Origin of the sequence: Pseudomonas putida (genome assembly GCF_002025705.1) — a bacterium.
GTDB lineage: Bacteria > Pseudomonadota > Gammaproteobacteria > Pseudomonadales > Pseudomonadaceae > Aquipseudomonas > Aquipseudomonas putida_J.
The window spans coordinates 1,864,108-1,886,915 of the sequence record NZ_CP018846.1 but is presented as its reverse complement, the minus strand read 5'-3'; the positions used below and the strand labels follow the sequence as shown (position 1 = coordinate 1,886,915).

General features: G+C 55.1%; 20 protein-coding genes. 3 read left to right on the top strand and 17 right to left on the bottom strand.

Features of this window, described 5'->3' with window-relative positions; all coding sequences use genetic code 11:
* Nucleotides 1-167: 167 nt before the first annotated feature.
* Together BUQ73_RS08565 and BUQ73_RS08560 are read left to right on the top strand one after the other, a co-directional pair.
* Nucleotides 168-653 (top strand): hypothetical protein, encoded by a 486-nt coding sequence (locus BUQ73_RS08565; protein WP_079227450.1) that lies wholly within the window; start codon nt 168-170, stop codon nt 651-653.
* Between the two features lie 479 nt (nt 654-1,132).
* Entirely contained in the window at nt 1,133-2,326 is a 1,194-nt protein-coding gene (locus BUQ73_RS08560) for an N-acetylmuramoyl-L-alanine amidase (RefSeq protein ID WP_079227449.1), read from the top strand.
* Nucleotides 2,327-2,395: 69 nt separating this feature from the next.
* Here the strand turns inward: BUQ73_RS08560 and BUQ73_RS08555 are convergent, their stop codons facing one another.
* The 13 genes from BUQ73_RS08555 to BUQ73_RS08495 form a co-directional block, all read right to left on the bottom strand.
* On the bottom strand, nt 2,396-4,216 hold the full coding sequence (locus BUQ73_RS08555) for a DUF4209 domain-containing protein (RefSeq protein WP_161492839.1): 1,821 nt from the start codon (nt 4,214-4,216) through the stop codon (nt 2,396-2,398).
* A 108-nt stretch (nt 4,217-4,324) separates the two neighbouring features.
* Nucleotides 4,325-4,564: a DUF2188 domain-containing protein gene (locus BUQ73_RS08550; RefSeq protein WP_079227447.1), complete on the bottom strand. Its 240-nt coding sequence runs from the start codon at nt 4,562-4,564 to the stop codon at nt 4,325-4,327.
* A 179-nt stretch (nt 4,565-4,743) separates the two neighbouring features.
* Nucleotides 4,744-5,700: an NAD-dependent epimerase/dehydratase family protein gene (locus BUQ73_RS08545; protein WP_079227446.1), complete on the bottom strand. Its 957-nt coding sequence runs from the start codon at nt 5,698-5,700 to the stop codon at nt 4,744-4,746.
* Complete coding sequence (locus BUQ73_RS08540; RefSeq protein ID WP_079227445.1) at nt 5,697-6,683, bottom strand: fumarylacetoacetate hydrolase family protein; 987 nt, start codon at nt 6,681-6,683, stop codon at nt 5,697-5,699. The genes BUQ73_RS08545 and BUQ73_RS08540 overlap by 4 nt, the downstream gene beginning before the upstream one ends.
* Nucleotides 6,680-7,138: a VOC family protein gene (locus tag BUQ73_RS08535; RefSeq protein ID WP_237772755.1), complete on the bottom strand. Its 459-nt coding sequence runs from the start codon at nt 7,136-7,138 to the stop codon at nt 6,680-6,682. Before BUQ73_RS08535 ends, BUQ73_RS08540 begins: the two co-directional genes overlap by 4 nt.
* Nucleotides 7,139-7,153: 15 nt before the next feature.
* Nucleotides 7,154-7,909 (bottom strand): SDR family NAD(P)-dependent oxidoreductase, encoded by a 756-nt coding sequence (locus tag BUQ73_RS08530; protein WP_079227444.1) that lies wholly within the window; start codon nt 7,907-7,909, stop codon nt 7,154-7,156.
* Between the two features lie 3 nt (nt 7,910-7,912).
* Nucleotides 7,913-9,196 carry a histidinol dehydrogenase gene (gene hisD / locus BUQ73_RS08525; protein WP_079227443.1) on the bottom strand — a complete coding sequence of 428 codons (1,284 nt, stop codon included), beginning with the start codon at nt 9,194-9,196 and terminating at the stop codon, nt 7,913-7,915.
* A gap of 47 nt (nt 9,197-9,243) precedes the next feature.
* Entirely contained in the window at nt 9,244-9,786 is a 543-nt protein-coding gene (locus BUQ73_RS08520; protein ID WP_079227442.1) for a carboxymuconolactone decarboxylase family protein, read from the bottom strand.
* A 297-nt stretch (nt 9,787-10,083) separates the two neighbouring features.
* On the bottom strand, nt 10,084-11,217 hold the full coding sequence (locus BUQ73_RS08515) for an FAD-dependent oxidoreductase (RefSeq protein WP_079227441.1): 1,134 nt from the start codon (nt 11,215-11,217) through the stop codon (nt 10,084-10,086).
* A 33-nt stretch (nt 11,218-11,250) separates the two neighbouring features.
* Entirely contained in the window at nt 11,251-12,414 is a 1,164-nt protein-coding gene (locus BUQ73_RS08510) for an alpha/beta hydrolase family protein (protein WP_079227440.1), read from the bottom strand.
* A gap of 41 nt (nt 12,415-12,455) precedes the next feature.
* The gene (locus BUQ73_RS28935) at nt 12,456-12,833 is read right to left on the bottom strand and encodes a Rieske (2Fe-2S) protein (RefSeq protein WP_416171808.1); all 378 of its coding nucleotides are present in this window, start codon (nt 12,831-12,833) and stop codon (nt 12,456-12,458) included.
* Complete coding sequence (locus BUQ73_RS08500; protein ID WP_079227439.1) at nt 12,830-13,762, bottom strand: VOC family protein; 933 nt, start codon at nt 13,760-13,762, stop codon at nt 12,830-12,832. Before BUQ73_RS08500 ends, BUQ73_RS28935 begins: the two co-directional genes overlap by 4 nt.
* A 56-nt stretch (nt 13,763-13,818) precedes the next feature.
* Complete coding sequence (locus BUQ73_RS08495; RefSeq protein ID WP_237772754.1) at nt 13,819-14,781, bottom strand: SMP-30/gluconolactonase/LRE family protein; 963 nt, start codon at nt 14,779-14,781, stop codon at nt 13,819-13,821.
* A gap of 305 nt (nt 14,782-15,086) precedes the next feature.
* On the opposite strand from BUQ73_RS08495, the gene BUQ73_RS08490 reads away from it, so the two are divergent.
* Nucleotides 15,087-15,992 (top strand): LysR family transcriptional regulator, encoded by a 906-nt coding sequence (locus BUQ73_RS08490; RefSeq protein WP_079227437.1) that lies wholly within the window; start codon nt 15,087-15,089, stop codon nt 15,990-15,992.
* Between the two features lie 144 nt (nt 15,993-16,136).
* Here BUQ73_RS08490 and BUQ73_RS08485 read toward each other — a convergent pair whose 3' ends face one another.
* The 4 genes from BUQ73_RS08485 to BUQ73_RS08470 form a co-directional block, all read right to left on the bottom strand.
* Nucleotides 16,137-18,554 carry an efflux RND transporter permease subunit gene (locus BUQ73_RS08485; RefSeq protein ID WP_237772753.1) on the bottom strand — a complete coding sequence of 806 codons (2,418 nt, stop codon included), beginning with the start codon at nt 18,552-18,554 and terminating at the stop codon, nt 16,137-16,139.
* 32 nt (nt 18,555-18,586) lie between these two features.
* A complete protein-coding gene (locus tag BUQ73_RS08480) occupies nt 18,587-19,474 on the bottom strand; it encodes a WD40/YVTN/BNR-like repeat-containing protein (RefSeq protein WP_237772752.1) in 888 nt (295 codons plus the stop codon).
* A 217-nt stretch (nt 19,475-19,691) separates the two neighbouring features.
* Nucleotides 19,692-21,056: a DUF1329 domain-containing protein gene (locus tag BUQ73_RS08475; protein WP_079227434.1), complete on the bottom strand. Its 1,365-nt coding sequence runs from the start codon at nt 21,054-21,056 to the stop codon at nt 19,692-19,694.
* Nucleotides 21,057-21,077: 21 nt separating this feature from the next.
* Nucleotides 21,078-22,703 (bottom strand): DUF1302 domain-containing protein, encoded by a 1,626-nt coding sequence (locus tag BUQ73_RS08470; RefSeq protein WP_237772779.1) that lies wholly within the window; start codon nt 22,701-22,703, stop codon nt 21,078-21,080.
* Between the last annotated feature and the right edge of the window lie 105 nt (nt 22,704-22,808).

The window sequence follows — 22,808 nt, the reverse complement described above, 5'->3', positions numbered from 1 at the left end:
CGCTCTCGATCACGCTCAGGGTTTGTAGCTGTTCTTTATCAGGTCAGGGGTCCTGCGAATCGCCTGGCGTATTCGCGTTTTCCGGGTCTGACGGCTCTCTGATCTGGACACCTGGCTAACCTTTCCTACCTTGAGTGGACCGCCACGCCGCTTGGGATACGCTTCGCATGATCACCAGAAAACCCGAACTGGATGCATCCGACGAGCTTTGGAAGCAGTACGCAAGGGACAGCTGCGTCTTTCTTGAATCGAGGCTTGGCCCATTTCTGAGGGAACATTTCGGCTACACGGAACGATCTGTAAAGCGTTCGCTGAATGTCGGTCTTGGCTCAACCGTGTGCGCCTATGCTCGGAAATACGATCTTTATCTTCGGTTGTTCCCAAGGCCCCAAGGAGGTTGGCCGCGAGAAACCATTGTTCTCGCGCGCATCCTCTTTCGGGAGGAGCGCAAAGGTCACGGCAGGAGCTTACTGAGCTTACTGGCGGAGCTAGCGCCCGAAATTGGCTACCACCACATTGCCATCGAGTGCGCTAACGATAACTCCCGGGCTTTCGGGAAGCGCTTTGGCCTTCAGACGATTGACGATGGTCGCAACTGGCTCGGCACGGTGAGCGACGTCCAGCGCGCACTACAGGCGCCGACGATCGCCTAAAACTGCGCTAATTCGGGCACCGAATGGCGGATCCGCCGTAGCCACCCCCAAATCGATAATCACTCTATAGTCGTCTATAAAAGCCTATAAACCGCCAAGCCCCGCCCGCCTCATAGCGCTTGCCACCCTGCCAGTGGCAAACGCCCCTTTACCGCTGTGCCGCGCAGATCCCTTCGCCTCTCACGTCACAGATTTCTCACGCTCCTCGATGCCAAGATGGGCGGGTGCCCTTCCGTCCTCTCACTTTTAGCCAATGAGAGTGCTGCCCTCGCAGTCGATACCTGTGAATCTTGACCCACTCAACCCCGCTGTCGTCGCGTCCGCTGCTCAGACACTGCGGAGACATGACTACGCCGTTACATTCGCAGACGTATTACCCACGAGCAGCCGTGTTGCGCATCTAGGCATAGTGATAGGTTAGGTGTAACGTTATATCATTTCGTTATCACTCAGATTTTGAATCCGGAATTGCATTGATCATGCGTAGACGCCATGTACTTCACCTCTTGGTGGCTGGCCTAGCAGTCCCATGGGCCCTATCCGCGAAAGCCTCTCCAAGGCTCCTGGCTGCTAGAGCAGCTGATGATGGGGAACGGTTACGACTGGTTTTTGAGCTGAACGGCCGCCCTCAATACCGCACCTTCACCCTACAGTCCCCTGATAGATTGATCATCGATCTAGATAACACCCATGTCGCAAATTCGCTCGGGCATTTCCCCGAAGCCAGCCGCCTGGTGACCGCAGTACGAAGTGGTGCATACGGCACCAGTACTCGAGTGGTGCTTGACCTGAAGGAACCAGCCGCCGCGAAGCTGTTCGTCCTCGATCCTTCCGGGAGTGATAACTACCGCTTGGTACTCGACCTCCGCTCTGCTGCCAAACCCGCCACAGTAGTAGCTGCCACGCAAATTGAATCAATCAGAAATAGCTCCGATCGTGACATCGTGGTTGTCATAGACGCGGGGCACGGCGGCAAAGACCCCGGGGCAATGGGGTCTAAAGGTGAAAAGGAGAAAGTGGTAGCGCTTGCCATTGCGCAGCAGCTCGCGCAGAAGCTCAACGCTCAGCGAGGCTTTAAGGCTCATCTCGTGAGGAACACTGACGTATTCATCCCGCTGAGAAAACGGGTCGAAGCAGCCCGGCGCCATAACGCGGACATGTTTGTTTCTGTACATGCCGATGCCGCCCCGCGGAAAAGTGCCTCCGGAGCGTCCGTCTATGCCCTCTCAGAAAATGGTGCGACATCCACAACTGCGCGCTGGATGGCACAGCGAGAGAACAGCTCCGATCTGTTGGGCGCCAGGGAGCTGCTGTCGCTGAAGAACAAGGACCCAATGGTCGCCAACGTCATCCTGGACATGTCCCTCTCGTCCACGATTGCCACTAGCCTGGACCTAGGAAGAACGATCCTTGGCAATGTCGGCAAGGTCGCCGGCACCCATCAAAAACGGGTAGAGCAGGCAGGTTTCGCAGTCCTCAAGTCACCCGATATCCCTTCGATTCTCGTCGAGACAGGGTTCATTTCCAACGACAATGACTGCCGAAAGCTGTGCGATCCCCGCCACCAAAAACGGCTAGCTCAGGCAGTCTTTGATGGAATAAATGATTACTTCAGCGCTACGCCGCCGGAAGGCACCCTACTGGCCACCCGTGCAAGGGCTCGCACTGCCTGATACCTGCCCTTCGCACTAGGGCCTTATATCGGTCATGTCCGGCCCCTCACGGGACGCCCGTGCACTCAGTTACGTGTCGGCCGTGCTTGGCGGTGTTTCGCCTAGCCGCCGTGCCGTGATTTTGGACGTTAGAACACAGTAGCGAAGTAGGAGCCACCACGCGTACAACACATCTGTTTCGAACATCCCAGAGTCGTCGAGCAGTCCATGCGCCACCTCGTTCCGTAGGTTGGTGCCTAATGGGTCGATGAGGAGATCCTGCAACTCAAAGACTCCATCCGCACCGAAAGCCCTGAGCGCCTCAGGTGTCTCAAGTAGAACACCTAATGGTCGCTCGGGCTGAACGCCGCCAGGTTCTAGCATTGAGGTTGCGCCCCCCAAAGACTCCACCACGTGTCTTATCAACGCTTCGAGCTGTGGGGGTATTAGGTGGCCGGCGATGAGCATGTCACCCTCGAAGCCCGCAACGAGGGCACGGAGGATACTTTCCTGGTGGTTAGGCGGGATCCAGGGGCTGTGCTGAATCAAGCTCAGAAGATGCAGGCGGTCCGGGCTATGTGCCCCGAGAATCTCCATCCTGGCAGGGTTAAGCGTTGCCTGGACTGCCAGACTCCGACCCATGCGCGCTTGCCCAAACATTCGCCAGCGAAGGCCTTCGAGCTTAGGATCGTCAGATTCCTCAAGACTGGGAGCCCGGGCGATCACTCGGCCACGCGAATTCAACACTTCGCTTGAAATCAGGCTACTGAACACTGCCACGCGAGCCTGCTTGTGGACCTCCCGTATTAGGTCTGCCACCGAGGGTGGCTTTGCCATATGGCAGAATGCAATTATCGCCTCATTGATGGTTTTGTCCCTAACCGCTGCGGTGGAATTCTGAATCAATTGGGTGATGTCGAGACTGGTCGAGATCGGCTTAAACTCGACTACCGACTCTTGCTGCAAGACCAGCAATTTCTCATGCAACTCTGCTGCACGCTCCCGTCCCCCTGGTGCTTGGCGCATTGCCTCTACCGCATCCGATAACACTGACGCAGCAACCATCGCGCCGCGACCAGAGCGCTTTTGCGCCAACTCGGCCTCTTTCACCAGGGTTTCAGCTGAGTCACGTAGCGCAGCGCCCTGCTTCTCAATATCGCCCGCCGCTCGATGGCAATCGGCCTCAAGCTGGAGGTAGTCTTTTGCTCTCCAAAAATCTTGGGCGTCCTCGGCCTCCGTTGCGGCTGAACGCGCATAATCAGCAAACTGTCTGGTGTCGCCATGGTTAAACTCTAATAGCAACCGAGTGAGGCGCAGGGTTAGGTAAAGAGGATCCATACCCTTGTGCCGGTGCAGCATGGCCTCGATCTCGTTCAGCACCTTCTGTCGCAGCTCTGTTCCACCTTTGCCGAGGCCTGCTGAAAGACGCAAGGCTCGCTCCATGCGTTTCACAGAGGAATTCCAGTCTTTCGGATCCTCCAATTTCAACGCAGAGGCAAGGTACGCCTCTACGGCAGCTTGAGCGGCCGGGAAAGAACGTCCCTGAATCCAAATCACGTCCAAGAATCTCGCGCGAAGCTCCGGCTCTTTGAGATAGGTTGCCCACACTTCTATCCCTCGAACGCTCTCTCTAGGAAAGTCAGATGGAATGGCGCTGCGTTGTGCTCCCATAACGAACATGGGTCCAAAGGGTTCCTGCGGCCGATCTGCATGGAGCATCATCGTTAGCACTGCGCCGATGAAGCGTAGACATTCGAGCTGCGCGCCGGTCCATCGAGCCTGATCTCGCTCCAACCGAGAAATTTCAGTTTGAAAGCTGAAGCAATCCAACCGCTCAACCGTCTGAAGCAGGCAGTCCAAGTCTAGGGATTCAAGGCTCTCGTTGTTGATGAGTTGCCAGTCAAGCGCCATGCACGACCTCCGTATGGGTACTGTCTCCATTCTGCGTCAGCAGCTCATTCGCTTTCTTCAGCGCTGTACACGTCGCCCGCAAAAAAGGCCCCGCATGGGGGCCTTTCACTAACCTTTTGGAGGGCTTGGGTCATTCCCTGGAGCGACTGTGTCTTTGTCGCGAATCCTCCCATCTACTCCCTTAGTCGTCAGCTCCCCTCCCCCCTGATTCTTGAGCATTTCTCGGGCCGCCTTCTGAGCCTCTGCCTGCGTGTCATGCACACTCGAGGCACGGCTGGCATCATTGCGTTTGTTCTCCCAAGTACCATCGGCTCGCCTAGATATGGTTCTGTCCTGATCTTTACTCATGGTCGCCCTCCTATGCGTAGTGGCCACTGAGTTATAGACCAGCTCTTTGTAGGAGACAAAGTCACGTAGAAAGCAGGTGATGGCCCGACAGCTCGATGGCTTGCTGTGCATCCGAGCCAACGTTGTCATGAGCCGGCGCTAGCGCCGGAACAGGACCACCGGGTACTGCATCGGGTGCTTCAGTCGCGCCATGCCATGCAGTTTCGGATCAAGACATCGAGGCTGCCGTCATGCCTGAATCCCACAGCCTCAGCTGCACGAGTGTCGATCGGAGGATAACGACCGAACACAGCCTCGAGTTCAGCATTCGGCTGGTACTCAACCAGGTCTCGCCGGTCTTCCCCGTACTTCTTCGCCATCCCCTCCACGACCTCTGCCATGGTCAAGCGTAGGACGGGCAGTGTGTAACCCCGCCTCGAACTGGCCGTCTCGGCAGACAGACGAGCTGCATGAAGAAGGTTATCCGCACAGCATCCAACCGACATCCACCAAGCGGTTGCAGCTGCGGATACTGGGCAAACGAAATGCTGACCCGCTGCGAGCTTCCAGAAAACCTCACTCATGTACGAAGAAAGGAGTCCGGAGGGCTCAGGAGGCCTGGCTACGATGCCAGGTAACCTGAGGAAGCGTCCGTCCAACCAGCCCCGACGGCTGTAGTCCTCAAGGAGGATCTCGCCAGCGAGCTTGTGTGCTCCATAGGAAAGCTCTGGCTGTAGCAGCGAGTGATCATTGATAAGCGGCGGCAGCTCTCGTCCATACACCGCAACCGTGCTTGTGAACACGACAACAGGCCGTCCGGCCTGGGTGCGAAGGCCCTCGAACAATGCGAGCGTTGCGCTCAGATTGACGCTCAAACCAAGCTCATAATTTCGCTCGGCAGCACCACCCGGCACGCTCGCCAAATGGAAGACCAGGTCAGGCTCTACCGCCAAGGCTTCCTGCAACACCGCAGTGTCAGCGATGCTCCCGAGGACCATGTTAATGCGTGGGTCATCGGGCAGACTTTCTCCACTCATGTCCACAATCGTCAATTGCGAAAGCGGAGGTTTGCCCGGCAAGACGTCCTCAGATGCGAGCAGCTTTCTGACGAGTTCCCGACCTACAAAGCCGTTTCCTCCAGTGACTAGCACTTTCATGGCTGACCCTCGGTGGACACCATCTGATGCTCAATCGCTCCGAACAGCGATCGACCATCCAGATCGAGCATTTCAAAACGCAGGGTTTCACCGTACTGCATGAAAGGCGTTTTTGACTCACCCTGCTCTATCAACTCGATTGCGCGTCGTTCAGCAAGACACGCCGAGCCCACTTTCTTGTAGCCCTGATTCGAGAACGTGCCAGACGCCAAAATCGTGCCTGCGCGCAGGTTGCGGTTGTAGGCAAGGTGCGCAATCAGTTCACCGAAGCTGAAATCCATCTCGGCGCCATTTGGGTTTCCGAACCACTCACCATTTCTAGAGACATGGAGGTCCAAGTGCACCCTACCCTCGCTCCACGCCTCACCCAGCTCATCAGGCGTCACGGCAACCGGTGCGAAGACTGTCGCCGGCTTCGCATTGATGAAGCCGAACCCCATCGAAAGCTCTCGGAACAGGTGTGCCCGCATGGACACATCATTGAGTAATAGAAAAAGCTTCACATGCTTTTCGGCATTGGATGAGTCAATGCCCATGGGCACATCGTTGACGATGACTGCAACCTCCCCCTCGAAGTCGCAATGATCCTGCTCGCTGGGGAACGGGTAATCGTCCTTGGGGCCGAAAAAGTCGTCACCTTGTCGCTGCACCAGGATAGGGACACCTGGGTTTTTCTTAACGGTCAGGTTGTACGCCTGCTCCATTATTTTGCCGTGATTCAAGAACGCAGAAGCGTCCACGAATTGATAAGCCCTAGGTAGCGGTGCCATGACATCAGATGGGTCGAAGGGGAATGCTCCCGTCTCGTCGCCCTCGTTGAGGCGGCGGTATTCCGAATCCAGCTTGTCCTTTACCTCGTCCCAACGCTCGATCGCCTCTTGCAGTGTGGAAACAGCATGAGCACGTGTCGCCAAAGACAGATCGCGGGAAACCACGAGGAGACGACCGTCTCGACTGCCGTCTCTCAGTGTTGCAAGTTTCATGAACCTTTCTCCGTTGTGTGGTTCGGCGTTACCTGAAAGAGTTCTGGGCACTGAATGAACTCAATCAGGTTACCGGCGTTATCACGGATGAACGCCATCGGCGTACCCAGCACCTCCTTCTCAAAAACCACGTCAACACCCTTGTCGGTAAGCGTAGCGATCGCGGACCCCACATCCTGCACTGCTAAGCACAGGTGCTTGTTACCGTGCGTTCGTACATCTTGATTTGGATGACGACGCTCGGACGGCAGAGGTTCAGCCCCTTCAACCTGGAAGAGTTCGATGCGGAAGTTACCTCGACGCATGAAGGCGACTTCAGCGGGAATGACCTTCACAAACTCACGAAAATCCAGTTCAAAGCCCAGCATGTCGCTGTACCAAGAAATGGAAGAATCCAGGTCCGGTACGCTGACGCCGAGGTGATGCGGTAAGAAATCAAAGGAGATGCTGGACACTGTCGTTCCCCTGGGTCAGCTAAGCGGTCTTCCACCATCAACAGGAATCACGGCACCCGTGGTAAACGTCAGGTGGCTCGCAACAGCCAAGACAGCATCAGCAACCTCATCCGGCTCAGCCAGGCGCTTCAGCGGTGTACGAGCCGCTTGATCATCCCGCCAGGCGCCGTCGAGCTTGCTGATGAAGGCTGTATCAGCAAGTCCGGGGGATACGGAAACCACTCGAATGGCCGGAGCGAGCGCGCGCGCCAGAGACCGTGTCATGTTGTCCACCGCGGCTTTCGAAGCGCAGTAAGCAACATTACTTCCCATTGCCGTCACCGCAGCGATCGAGGAGATGTTCACAACCAACCCATCATCACTGCGTTTGAGGAGCGCGCTCAGCGCCCTTGTAGAGGCAAACGGACCGCGGACATTCGTGGCGAAGATCTGGTCGAACAGTTCGTCGTCCAAGCCATCAAGATCATTGTGCGGAACGAAACGCGTGGTGCCGGCGCAGTTCACGAGAATATCGCAACGTCCGAGCCTCTCTTCTACCTCGCGCGCGAGCGCTCCGAGCGCTGCGCTGTCAGTTACCACTGCGGGGAAGGTGAAGTGAGGTAACCCTGCCGGCGGGAGTTCGCCGACCAAGCGCTCTGCCGCCTCCTTCGAGGAGTTGTACCCCACCACAACCGTCACCCCGGAAGCTGCAAGCCGGCGGCAAATGGCAGCACCAATGCTGCCAGCACCGCCGGTAACCACGGCAACGCGGCCATTGAGTGAAATGCTCATCGATCAGCCCACCTGTTTCAGGCGGCGCACTCGAATGTCGGCCTGCTCTTTGTGTCCGGAGAAATGCTCAAGTGCGCAAAGGCGCGAGCAGTATTCGCCAATCAGAACGGATGCCTCATCAGTGAGCACGCGCTGATAGGTATGGGTTTTAATGAACTTCCCTACCCACAAACCGCCGGTGTAACGGCCAGCACCCATGGTCGGGAGGGTGTGGTTAGTACCGATTACCTTGTCGCCATACGAGACGTTGGTCCTGTGACCCAGGAACAGTCCACCGTAGCTGGTCATGCGCTCGAGGAACCAGTCCGGATCTTTGGTCATCACCTGGACGTGCTCGGAGCAGATGCGTTCGGACTCCTGGAGCATCTCTTCATCGGTGTCACACAGGATGATCTCGCCATAGTCCCGCCAGGCAACACTAGCGACCGGCGCTGTATCGAGCCGCTTCAACACCTCTTCAATTGCAGCAGGAAGCTCTTCAGCGATTTTGCGGCTGGTGGTTACGCAGAATGCCGGAGAAGTCGGACCATGCTCAGCCTGGCCAAGCAGATCGACTGCTACCAATTCCGCATCAACCGTGTCGTCACAAATCACCATGGTTTCAGTCGGACCGGCGAACAGATCGATGCCTACACGGCCATAGAGCTGTCGCTTCGCCTCTGCAACATAGGCGTTACCCGGGCCCACAATCATGTCGACCGGCGCGATCCCTTCAGTGCCAAGTGCCATCGCGGCCACCGCTTGAACGCCGCCCATCACGTAGATTTCATCGGCGCCGGCCATGGCCATCGCAGCGACAATTTCCGGAGAAGGCTTGCCATCGAACGGCGGAGCGCAGGCAATAACCCGTTTCACACCCGCAACCTTGGCAGTCAGCACGCTCATGTGTGCCGAGGCAAGCAGTGGATATTTGCCGCCTGGGATGTAGCACCCCACCGAGTTCACTGGGATATTACGATGGCCCAGAACCACCCCTGGCAGCGTCTCAACCTCAACATCACGCATGGACATCAGCTGAACTTGAGCGAAACGCTTGATTTGCGCTTGAGCAAACTTGATATCTTCAATCGCCTGCGGGCTAAGCGAGGCAATACAGGCTTGAATTTCCGCGTCAGAAAGGCGCAGAGAAGGAGGATTCCACTTATCAAACTTCTCAGAGTACTCTCTTACAGCCGCTTCGCCACGAGCCTCTACGTCGCCAAGAATTTTCTCAACCGTGGCGCGAACATCGTTATTGATCTCGGCTTTGACTTCGGCAGATTTGCCTTTCTTGAGGTAACTAATCATTTTTTGTCCTTTATTGTGGTGATTGTAGAACTGCAAACAGGGCACGGTCAGGCGGAGTTCCCTTCGACATCGACACCAAGGGAGACAACGAAGCGAGCAACCATATTGTAAGTTGCGATGATACCCACCAACTCCACCAGCTGCGTATCACCAAGCTCACTACGGAGCGTTGAAAGCAACGTTTGTGGTACGCGTACATTTCGGGTCATTTCAAATGACAGTTGAAGAACGGCCCGCTCTAGTGGGGAAAATATTTTCTCCATAAGCATCGCCTCACGTAAATTGCGTAGCGCGTTGAACTGAGCCGGTGTACCTCCGGCCTTTAGAAACACGTCACCATGGTGATGCATTTCGTATTCAGCACCGCAAAATGCTGAAACTGCGCAAATCGCCAATTCACGAATCTTCGGTGCCACACTGAATTCATTTCGGACTTTACCCAGCAGCGCACCCCAGCCCACAGTGAGCGGTACGCTGTGGAGCAATATGCGATCGATGTTCAACAATTTGCCCCCACGCCGCGCGATGATGGGATCTACAACGTCAGCGGGTCCAGCTTCTGCACTGGGTTTATAGGGAATAGCCGGCATTCCACTCTCCTGGAGTCAGAATCTTTTAAATAAAGGCACATGCATATTGCACGCACAGGACTCTTCAGAGCGGCCTGGAAATGCCAGTCGCAATTCAAGCGAACTGAACTCGACAACAAGATTCCGCCATGACTGGCTCAATTAGAGCTGGGTACGTGTTAACTACAAAATAACGACTTGACCTGCATCAGAGAAATCATTTGTTAGAATTGGACATATCCACCGAACAAATACCTTAACCCTTTGCAAGCACAGGCCCGCCCCAAGCGGGCCGGCGTACCTAACAGACGCCCTGCCCTAAATCGGCGCCCTCAGGGCTTCTTGGGCAGAAACCATGATGCGGGAGTGTTCTTCCGCGGACCCGCCAGCCTTTTCAAGCTCGCCCAACTTCCCAGAAGCAGTCACCACCAAATTGGCACGATCATAGTGACGACCAACGTAGGCGATTAGCGCGCCCTCCAACGTGCGCCGGGACGCAAGCTCTTCAGCGAGGACGATTGCTGCCTCTACCGCAATCCCTGCGCCGGAAGCGAGATGCGGAGTAGTGGCATGAACGGCATCCCCCAACAAAACAATTCGGCCTTTGTGCCAAGGACCAGGAATCATGTGACCGGCCAACGGGCGGTAGAGCAGACGTGGATGCTCGAGGGTGCCGTCAAGGAGGCCGCGTCTAATACCGCCTAACGGACCGTTGAACTCCTCAAGCAGTTCAGCCAGACAACGAGGCCAATCCTCCTGCGGGATAAAGTCCAAACCCGGGCGCTTGTCCAGGAGGAAGAGATAGCATTCTTTGTCACTGATGGGGTTCATCCCCGCCTTGACGTGACTGCCGAGGTAAATGGTGGAGTTCTCTCGCTGCCGGGGCACAACGGCCCGCCAGGAGCCTTGCCCTGTGAATTGGGGACCACCGAAATCAGGAATGACGAATTTCCGAATCGCTGAATTGATGCCGTCAGCACCGATGACCAAGTCATAGCGAGTCTTCGAGCCATCAGCAAACACGACGTCAACCCCGTCCGCATCCTGCACCAGAGTCGTCAGCGTCGTTCCCAAGCGAACCTGCACACCACTTGCTTTAGTGGCTTCGGCAAGGATACCTGCCAGCACCGGACGCAGGATGCCAGCCGCCGGAGGAAGATCCTCTGCATCTGTGGTGGGTGCCATGGGCAGAGTGCGCAGCAATTCGCCGTTGACATCACAGAGGTCGATGGCGCGCCAGGAGCCTCCATGCTGAAGCACTTGGTCAACGACACCGATTTGCCGCAACGCTCGAAGCGTAGGCCCGCTAATCGTGATCCCGGCACCGTCTGGCGCCCAATGAGGGTTGACCTCAACGAGGTCAACCTCAATTCCCAATTTGCTGAGCTGGATAGCGGCACACATGCCACCAATACCACCCCCTACAACCAAAGCTTTGTTAACTAACGCCATGGCGATTCTCCACAGAATACCGCTATTATTTTTTTAGTTGGTTGTTCCGCCGAGCTTCTCAGCCAGCCAGTCAGCTATCTGGCCGCCTGCGTTGCAGGGATTGTCTAGCGAGCAGTGTTCAACGCCCCCTTCTCGAGCGGTGAAGATCACGAGTTTTTTGTCAGGGCAATTGGTCAGCTGTTCGTAAGTTTGATGGGCATAGCGCAGTGGGATCTGTCGATCATTGTCGCCATGCGTGACCAGGAACGGCACGCGGATGCGATCCAATACCCCATTCAGGTGCATATTTTCGGCTTTGGCGAAGAAGTCATCCATATCGCGAGCACCGAACACCCACTGAACGTGTTTCCAGTAATGGGGTACCGGATTCTCTCCTTCACGATTCAGCCGTGCTTGCTGGACTTCCCGCCAATCGTGGTTGGCGCCCCAAACCGCACCACATGCGAACCGTGGTTCAAATGCGACCGCCCGAGGGCAGTAGTAACCGCCGAGAGACACACCCAAGGCACCGATACGGTCCGGGTCAATGCCTGGCTGTTGCTCTAGCCAATCAACGACGCGCGATGCCCAAACCTCAGTGTTGTGCACCGCCGGCATGCCATGGAGACGCAGAGCCTCGCCGGTACCAGGTTGATCAATGAAAAGTACTGACAAGCCGCGTTGTGCCAGCTGCGTACAAATTACGTTTTTTTGCAGCATTTCCTTTGTACTGTCGAGGCCGTTCATGACCACGACGACGGGAGACGATTCCCCTGCACTGAGACCTTCGGCGCGCACGTACAAACCACTGATGGAAGCATGCTCGTAAGGAATTTCAACGCGTACGCAGTTCTCTCGCGTAAGCAGGCGGCTCTGCGCAAACAGCTCCAGAGAGCGAGCATACAAAGTTGATCGCTCCTCGTCCCCGTGCGCGAGCATCCTTTCGGCAATGCCTAAATAGAGCGCTGCGCGCGCAAATTTCTCACCTGCGGAACGGCCGCGGCCTGCTGCGAGATCTTCGGTAGCAAGCCCAACCAGGTTTTCGCCTCCAGCCCGCCAAGCCTGATGAAATGCTTGAGTACCTGGGTCATCGCCAGCCTGTGCGGCCTCTAGAAGCGGTGCGCACATCGCATCAACTTCGCCGATATTGCCCCCAGATGTAAGGGCAATCATCGCTGACAAGCTCCATACATAGTTCGTAGGAAAATACTGAAACATTATCCCAATCCTCGTAAAGAATATTTTAAAAACTGCTGGACCTAGATCTCACTAGTCATATTTGGCAGCAGGTTAGAAACCCATATGCTCCCATCTAGCCCAAGCCTATAACTTACAGGCAGCAGTCGCTTGCCAAAGCATGGTCCTGAAAAGCAAGAACCGTCCTCAATACTGAAGTGCGCCGAATGTGCATAACAGATAATATGTTCACCATTCCCTGACAGGAACTGATCTTGGCGATACTCCAACGGACGGTAATTATGCGGACAGGAATTAACCCAAATAAAAAGCTGTTCTTCCTTACGCACAGCGAAAACTAGGTCTTGGCCACCGTCTCGCCAAAGTCCCTTCGCCTGCCCTTGAGGTATTTCATGCAGATAGCAAAGGAAACGGTCATGCCCCTCTACTCCGTGCCTCACCCGCCGGGCGCCCACTTATCGACCGCGTCGAAAAGGAAGATCTGGGAATTATCCGCACCAGGGTCCATGACACGGGCGACCCAGTGCTCATCATGCAGATCCATGTCTGCGTCCATCTCCATGACCGCACCGAATGGGCTGTTGAAATACCAGAAGAAATTACTGCCAAAGACGTGACGGCCAGGCCCCCAGAAGCTGCGATACCCTTTCTTGACAAAATTCCAGCCATGCTGAAGAACTTCACCCGCCGAACCGAAGTGGAACGTGAAGTGATTGCAGCCGACCATATGGTCGTTATGCCGCTGAATCATGAACAAGGTGTGGTGATCAGTAGTGCCCGCTGGCCGCATGAAGGGGCCGAGATGGTTGAATTTGTCAGTAACGACAAACCCCAGGCGGGCGTAAAAAGCCTCCGCTTTTTCCGCGTCCTCTACGAAATAGACCACGTGGGACAGCGAGCGAGGTTTGATGACCTCGTCAGGATTGGCTGCGCAGTCATTCAGTGCACGACCTGGCGCTTGCCCTGGCACATTGAAGCCGAGATATCGAGCGTCGTAGCTATGGCGCTGGGTGACCATAAAGGCGATCGCAAACCCACCATCGTCAATACAGTGCACCGCACCATCAGCATCCTCCCACACCTCCCGGTCACTGCTGAGAAGCGCTTTGATATCCCTCAGAGTGGACTCATCCGCAACGCCGTACACTGTTTCTCGCAGGCTGGGAGACGTTACACCCGGCGGTGACGGCGGCAAGCTAGCTTCGTCGCCACGACGGACCACCAGGCCCGTGCCATCGAGAGCCACATAGGTGCCACCGTATGCTGGGTCATAATCGGTAGCCTCGAGGCCGTAGTCCAACAAATACTGGTGCGCTGCCGGAATGTCATCGACACCGAAAACCAGCTTCTCTAGTCCAACAATGTTCATAAATTCTCCATTGCTCTGCGATCTGCCAGGCACGTTCCAAGCAGGCCTCATAGTGATTAACGCCAGTGGATAAGCGGTTGACCGGCCAAAGGCGCGGTAAACGCTGGAATGCGGGTCCCTTGCAGGCTACCGAGGTAGACAGTTTTGAGATCCGGCCCGCCAAACGTGATGCTGGCCATCCAAGGCGCCAATTCGCCTCGTGCCGCGGCCATGATCTCCGGCGTTAACGTCCTACTCGCAAAGTGATGATTCAGTTTTGCTGTTGCTTCCGAATTCCCGTCATCAAGCAGCGTCAGTACGTCACCTTCGGGAGTGATGGCAATTAACTTGTCGGTCATCACCAGCGTTACCCAGAGATTTCCAAAGCTGTCGAAGGCGAAACCGTCAGGGAAACCTTCAAGCTCTTGAGGGCCATACACTTCCCGATCGGAAAGGGTGGCTCCTGGGCCCACACGGAGACGGGAAATACGACGGGAATTGCTTTCAACAACGTATAGCCACTCCTCTCGATCATCGAAGCGGATTTCGTTGGTGCCACCGAACCCTTCCGCGACAATCCGAATTCCGCTCTCATCAATCACGCCGATATAACCATCCAGCGCTCGCGCATTGATCGAGTCTGTCCAAGGCTGCATGACGGTAGTGACGGTGAACCAAATACGCCCTTTTGAGTCGAGGAGTGGAAAATTTGTTTTGCCCAACGGGCGTCCCGCGACGGTATCGAAAAGCACTTCGACCTTTCCCGAAGAGGTCAAGCGCTCGATTCGTTCCGTACCCCAATTGCAGACGATGAAGTCTCCACCTGGCGTTAATGCGAGGCCGTTAGGCAGGGATTGGTCTCGGGATTGAACATACCGTTGCTCAAACGTGGTCTCCACCGCGGCCGCCAAAGGAGGAGCAACTAGCTTCTGGCTCCCATCCGGGTCAATCCGCATTACACCGCCGCGTGCATCCGCCGTCCAAAGAGTTCCATTGGGTTGCGCGATGATGCACTCCGGGCGCTGAAGATCGTGACCCACGAAATGGATCTTCGACCTATCAACTTGCCAACCTACGAGTGGGTTTTGCCTCACTTTTATTTTCTCCTTCCTCGTCAAGCGAAGAATCCAATCCCTGAACGCTGCGGGGATTCACTGCTGAGTGACTTTGCTTTTCAGGGTACAAATTACTCAAGGCCGAGGCATTCGGGAAATTCTAAATTTACATACAACCCATAAATCCCATGGATTGTAAAAAATCCCCTTCTGTGCCTAAATCTCAATAAATCAACAAGAAATGGCGTCCTGCTGGTGAATGGCGGTACAGCTAAAGAGAGCAAAAACCTATGCGTTTCTACGGTCTAGACCTAAATCTGCTTGTCGTTCTCGACGTCCTGCTCACAGAGCAAAACATCACCCGGGCGGGTGAACGCTTGCACCTGAGTCAACCGGCTACAAGCGCAGCGCTAGCACGTTTGCGTGATTACTTCGAGGACGATCTCCTCGTCCAAGTTGGCCGTAAAATGGTGCGGACACCAATCGGTGAAGGACTCGTGCAGCCGATCCGCGACCTGTTGATTCAAATGAAAGCTACGCTGGAAAATCGATCATTGTTCAACCCTGGTGAGTCGAACCGGAAGTTCAGCCTGATCGTGTCGGACTATGTCGGCACGGTGCTGATACCCGAAGTCAGTCGGCGCATGAACCAGGTCGCCCCGCTCTGCTCCATCGAACTGTTTTCACCGCACAACAATCCTGCCGATCAAATTGAACGTGGCGAAATGGATCTTTTGCTGCTGCCTGATCTCCAGATAACTCCTGAGCACCCGTCGCAAGCGCTTTTCGAAGAAGAGTTTGTGTGTGTAGCCAGCAATGATTTTCCGCTAGACCGTGGAAAACTTAGCTTTGAGCAGTACAAGCTAATGAGTCACGTACTCGTCAGGTGGGGGGAACGAAGAACCCCGAGTGTGGATGAGTGGTTTTTGCAAAAATTCAGTGTTGAGCGGCGTTGTGACGTGATCACCACCACCTTCAACAGCGTCCCAGCCTTCCTCATTGGTACCAATCGTCTCGCAACGATGCATCGCCGGCTTGCAGAGCTTTGGGTTGCCTACCTACCGTTACAAATTCTGCCGCTGCCCTGGGAAGCACCAAAGCTGACGATCGCAATGCAGTGGAACAAATACCAGCAGCATGATCCTGGCTTAACCTGGCTCCGGCATCTCATCGCCGAAACCGCCGAGACCCTTTAGCGAAATCTCGAAAAACCAACCCGTCATTAGAAAAAAAGCTTCACCGGGTGATCCGCTGTCTAATCAGTACAGCGGATCACCCGGGTAAAGCTTGCAGATTAAAGGCTAGATAAACTCACACCACCGAGCCCTGCTCCGCACCTATCAATGCACGGTACAGTGCTGATGAGTGACCGGCTCTTTATCCAGTTTGTGCTGGTCGCATTTCACCGTATCGGCTACCCCTACTCCGCCCTTCACAGGAAGCAGGAAGTATGCGAGAGCGGGCAACAGCACCAATGCGCCCACCATGTTCCAGACAAACATGAAGGCTAGCAAAATGCCCATGTCTGCTTGGAACTTAATGGGCGAGAAGATCCAGGTTCCAACGCCGATCGCCAACGTGATACCGGTCAGCATCACAACTTTCCCGGTGGATACCAACGCGCGATAGTAGGCTTCTGAAAGGCTGACACCCTGGCGCATATGACCAAGCATGATGCTCATGACGTACAGGGCATAGTCGATACCAATGCCGACACCCAATGCGATCACCGGCAGCGTGGCTACTTTCACACCGATGTCCAACCCGACCATCAACGCTTCACACATGATGGAGGTAAGCATGAGTGGTAACACTGCGCACAACACGGCTCGCCAGGATCGGAAGGTAACCAGGCACAGCAGTATCACTGCACCGTAGACCCACATGAGCATCACGCGGTTGGCCTTCTGAACCACGATATTCGTGGCTGCCTCGATCCCCGCGCTACCTGCCGCGAGCATGAACTGCACATGTTCAGTGTTATTAGCGGCTGCGAAGGATTCAACAGTGTCGACTACACGCGAAAGCGTATCCGCTTTGTGATCGCTCAGGTAGGCATAGAGCGTCAAGAGGCTACAGTCATCGTTGTAGAGGCCACGCGGTGCATTGGCGGTGACCATGTTCAGGGTGGCCTGGTTGTTTACCAGGTCATACCATTTAGGGTTGCCCTCCGAGAGCCCTACCAGCATGCGGCGGTTGAGTAATGCCAATGAGTTTGTAGACTCCACACCAGGCAGCCCCCTGAGCTGCCAGTCAAGATCGTCCACCAGTTTCAGCGTTTCATAAGCTGAGCACTCACCAGCGGGAGTCTTCACCATGATGGCAAAGATGTCACTACTGGCCCCATAGCTACGGGTCATGAATGCATCATCCTGATTGTACCTGGAGTCAGCACGCAACTCTGGCGCGCCCGGATCTAGGTCGCCAATTTTGAGGTGCAAACTTATGAGGAACGCCCCCACAGCCAAGCCGACAGACACAGCGATGCAAATCACCGCACCGCGACGCCGTGTAAACAGATCAAGAAAGGTCCAAAACGGATGCTTGGTCTTCCCTTCGATTTGAGTCTCTTCAGCCCTCAGACTCCGCTGGGCTGCCCTGGCGTTGACGCCGAGATAAGATAAAAATATGGGTAGCAAAATGAGGTTGGTAAGGATCAGCACGGCGACCCCAAGACTGGCGATTACCGCCAAATCTTGAATTACCTGGATTTTGATAATCATCAATACTGCGAAGCCGACAGCGTCACATAACAGCGCGGTGAGGCCTGCCAAGAATAGACGGCGGAATGTAAAGCGTGCGGCCACCAGTCGGTGCATTCCACGACCGATGTCCTGCATGATCCCGTTCATCTTCTGCGCGCCATGGCTCATGCCAATAGCGAATACCAGAAACGGAACCAGAATCGAGTAAGGGTCTAGGCCGTAGCCCAACATCGGCAGCAAACCCAACTGCCAAATGACGGCGACCAGGGAGCAGACCACGACGAGCGCCGTGCTTCTGAGACACCGTGTATACCAGTAAAGGACTGCGGTAGTGATTGCAATCGCTGCGGCAAAGAAGAGAAGTATCTGCCGCAAGCCCTCAATCAGGTCACCAATTACCTTCGCAAAGCCCGTGATGTGAATATCCACGCCTTGTGTACTGTACTTGGCGCGAAGCCCTTCAAGCTGCTCGGAGAACGCTGTGTAGTCGAGCACCTCCCCTGCGGCCGACTTTTCAAGCAAGGGAACGTAAACAATACTCGAGCGCTGATCAAACGACACAAGCTGGCCAATTTCATTCGAACGTTCAACATTCCGGCGAAGCGCCTTCAAGCTTTCAGCTTCACCGTCATACCCATCGGGAATAACTGCACCGCCTTCAAGCCCCTCCTCAGTCACTCCGGTCCACCGGGTCGAAGGAGTCCACAACGACTTCATACCTGCACGGTCCACACCAGGCAGGAGATAAATTTCGTCGTTCAGTTGCTGCAACATATCCAGATAGTGCTTGTCGTAAATGGTGCCTTGCGGATTCACCACTGCTATACGTACAGCATTACCCAACCCCGCCAGTTCGTCCCTGTGTTTTTTGTAATTGACGATGAAAGAGTGATCCTTGGGAATCATTTTATCGAAGCTTGCATTCAACGTCAGGTGGGATGCTTGCCACCCCAGAAATACGGTGATAGCAAAGCATATCAACACCACCCAGCCACGGTGATTGAAAAGTGCTCGCTCTAACATCGACCCGGATGCTCGATCGAACTTTTCCATGCCAACATCACATGATACAGGAGGCTTAATACTCATGGCTCAGTTCTCAAAGCAGGTGTTGATGTGTTTGAATCAAGTCGCACTGCGCCTACCAGTCCCACACCCACTAGATGGCCGTCCGCTGCTTCAGTCACACTGAACAATGGATTACCAGGAGGTGTTTGCACGATCTGCGGATCAAAGTTCTCCGTCTGAGACTGAGTCAATAGACCTGCCTGGTTGATCATCAGGACTCGGCCGCCAACCTCTCGGATCGTGGTGTAAGACACAGGGGCTCCGGATGGGAGCGCTGTGAAGCTGCTAGCTTGATCTACCGAAGAAAACAGGTTTCCGCGGAGTCCGCCCAGCAGAATGCGCCCATCTGATAAGTAAGCTGCGGTGAAGAAGCTACCTTGATACGGGCTATCTACCGACTCAAAACTTTTGCCACCATCCCGCGACCGCAGAAGCAAACCGCGCTCGCCGGCGATGACTATCAAGTCCCCTCGCCTGGCGATGCCATAGAGGTGCAAGCCCTCAGGATTCGGCAACAGTCCCATGATCGAATGCCAGTTACGGCCACCGTCGGTTGTAGCCATGGCGATGCCGTAGGCCCCTACGACGATTCCGTTGGAGCTGTCTTCAAATTGGATATCCAGAAATGGTTTATCCGCGCCATCGGCCACCAGTTGCTTGGCGTGAACTACTCGTTTTTCATCACCGGAGATCGAGGCCTGCTTAAGCTCATCTTCGGCTAACCTCTGGCCATCCCACTGTATTTTCCAGTTTTCTCCACCATCTGAGCTGTGCAACACCACTCCGCCGTGCCCGATAGCCCAGCCAGTGGTGTCATTCACGAAGTCAGTTGCTGTGAGCGTGTTACGCACTGGCACCGCGCCTTGGCGCCAGTGTTGGCCATTGTCATCGGACAACAAGACCACACCTCGTTCACCCACAGCGACTAGCCGAGGACCCGCTCGGACTACATCCTGCAAGACGGCACGAAGGGCTTGTGAGCCTTGTTCTGAGGCGTCTGCAACGGGGGCCGCGATAGCAGGTGAGCAGCTGAGCACGGCAAGCGCAAGTACAGTTATTATTTTCATTTTGGATACAACCAATCTGGCGGAATCTGGAATGGGGGCTTACGCCCCCGGTAAGTCAGCGAATGCCATCACCAGCCAGAGAGTCCGCAGTGAACACCGAACTATTGAACGGTTCCACAATCTTGTATTGATCACGACTGCCTGCGAACACATCACCTACGAACCAGGTACCCGACACCAAGTCGTAGAAACCGGTAGTGGTCGTAGCTACTGCTGGGATGTCAGGCATGACTGTAGGGAGACCGAAGAGCGTTTTGCTCAGCTGACCTTTGCCGTCGTAGCGTTCGCCCAGAACAGCTGACCAGGTGTCTTCATCGAGGTAATAGGTGCTTTTAGGCATAACATGACGCGCACCGCTTTTGAGGGTTGCCTCAACGACCCAGACCCGATGAAGCTCCCAACGCACCACGCCAGGGTTCAAGTGACGAGGGAGCATGATGTCTTCGGGCTTATCCGCGACGAACACGCCGTTGGCATTGTAGGGAATGTACATTTCACGCTTGCCGACCAGCTTCCAGTCAAACCGATCGATCCGGCCTTGGAACACAGTCACTTCATCGAAGCTCATCACGCCCGCAGTAGCTGGTGTAGGCGTATCACAGCAAGCGTTTGGAAGGCGGCGAACGCGTCGCTGACCTGGGAGGTAGGTCCAGCTTGAGGTCTTTTCCGCATCGATGTTCTGAACGCCAAGGATTGCTTCGCCAGCGCGAAGCGGCGGGCCATCGTTCAGGATACGCAGCTCCCAATAGACGCCCTTATCTGCGCCATTGCCCTGCTGGAACCACGGCATCTGCGAAAGAACACGGGAGTTGTTGGTCAGTACATGTTTGCCGTCTGCGGTGGTCAAGTACTGAGTGATGTTCGACTGCCATGCACTGCCGCGCCAGCGCAGCAGATGGTTCCAGATGGCTTCTTCACCGGTTTTTGCGACCGGGAATGGAATGCCCCCTGCTCCGCCACTCGGCATTGGGCCGGCTGCGCCCTGAACCAGGGAGACTGAAGTCGCGTTGGCTAGCGAAGCTGCGTAGACACTGTCAGGAGCAGCTGCGGTACGGTGTGTTTTGTAGACCTCAAGCTTGTAGCTATCGGGATACTTTTTCAGCATCGCTTGCGTCCCGATCGAGAGCTTGTCCTTGTACTGCTCCATATTTGCGGACGTGATGGTGAAAAGCGGCTTCTCACTGGAGAAAGGGTCACCCCGCTTGCCAGCACTTGTCACCGAGGAAGCGTCTTTCAAACCGCCATCCCACGCAGGAATACTGCCGTCTGCGTTACCTTTACGCTCTGCCCCGAACGGGGTCAGTTCCGTTTTGAGTTTGGCAGCTTCTTCAGCTGAGACAGCGGCATAGGTGTTGAATGACAGCAATGCGCAGGCGCCAATTGCCGAGGACAGTATCACTTTTCTAAAAGCCGTGTTCATGAGGTGCTCCTCACATAATTATTAGAGTGTACGACTGATGCTGAATGCAACGAAATCACGATCCTTGAGGGCCTGCTGGAACGTATAGTGCCCATCTTCATCAAGGCCGGTATTACCTGCACCGTAGTAATGCGTGTAGTTGAGGCCAATTTTCCAGGTATCGTGGTAGGTGCCGTTGATACCAATGTTCATGTCGCCGCCACGATCAGCGCCGAAAGCAATACCGATCGCTCGAGAACGACCATGGGTGTAACTCATCCCCATGGGCACGCTGATATCAAGACCTGGGAAGATTTGGCGATAGGTCGGCTCGTATACGAAGCGGAATGCCCAGGCATCACGATCGGAGTTGGGGTCAATCGCGTCAGGGCTCTTCGTTACACTCAGCGTGCGGTTCCATGCCAGCTCGCCGATCAAGCTCGACTCCGCGGCAATGAAGCTGGGTTCCAAGGTGTGAAGCCAAGACAAGTTGGCGTGAAGGGTCCGACCCGTTGCATACAGAGGATCTCGATCATTGTCGATCGCTTCGCCTACCAACAGCGGCCGGTTGCTAGTGGACGCAAGAGGCTGATTCCAGCGCGTGGAAATTTCACCTGCAATGTTGGTCTGGTTAACCGTCGTAGAGAAGCTCGCACCCGCTGCTTCGATCCCCTCCGGATAAACCATGTAGTACTCGCCGGCCTTCCCGGTCTCCAGGTCCAGAGCCCCAAAATTCGGGCGAACCTGGAATTGAGGCGCTTTATCGTGGAACCGGATCGCGTAAAGGCCCCAATCTACACTCTCGGTCCGCCAGCGCAGCTGAAGACCACCCTGCCCTGAGTCTTTAGCGACCTTGTCTTTACCATGGAAGAACGCAATGGGTGCTCCACCAGGAATAGGCGAGTCGCTCACCAGCAGTCGTTCGCTACCCTCTCCGAAGAAGTCTTCTTGACCAAAGTAGCTGCCTGCCCCTGGAAGGCGGCTGGATTCGTACTTGAACTGATAGTAGGCGCCAAGACTGACGTCTGGAGTGAGCTGGATTTGGCCAGACACCTGCTGCACAGGGCGGATCAGCTCCTTGAACTGCGTATTAGGTACCGAAAGACCTTTCACGACATCGATGGGGGCCATGCCGCCAGCGATGGCATTCATGCCATAAAACAGGCTTTCACCCCATTGCATCGCGTACTGCCCAAGACGTGCGCTGGTATGGAACCCAGCGATCTCACCTTTGGCGAACACGAATGCATCCAGAATTTCGGCATCCCGCCCATGAAGATCACGAGTGTCTTTAGTAAACTCATCGTAATCGACGGAGTAACTGTTCACTCGCGACGGAGTACTGTTGTCGTTGGAACGATTGTAGACATCATCGTACCAAGCGGCTCCACTCAGTCGCGCACCAAAGTTTTTATAGGTGACGTCAAATTCTGATAACAGATCCAGACGATTAGAAATCAGACCTTTATCGAAGTTCCTGTCACCATCATCTTGGTTGAGCGCGCTCGCTCCGTCCACGAGCTTGCTATTTTGGTCTTTCACGCGCCAGGCATTACTGTATTTGATTGTGTTATCCCAACGCACACGGAGGTCGGGGTCACCCATATCAATTTCGAAGGCATGAGCCTGCTGCGCAGCCCCAATGACTGTGGCGAAGGCGAAAATCATGGAACGTTTGATGTCTACGGCACCGCGCAGTGCATTTGCTTCTTTATTCATGGCTTGCCTCTTATTTTTGTTATAGCTGAACGTCGAATTGCTCACGAGAAGAGG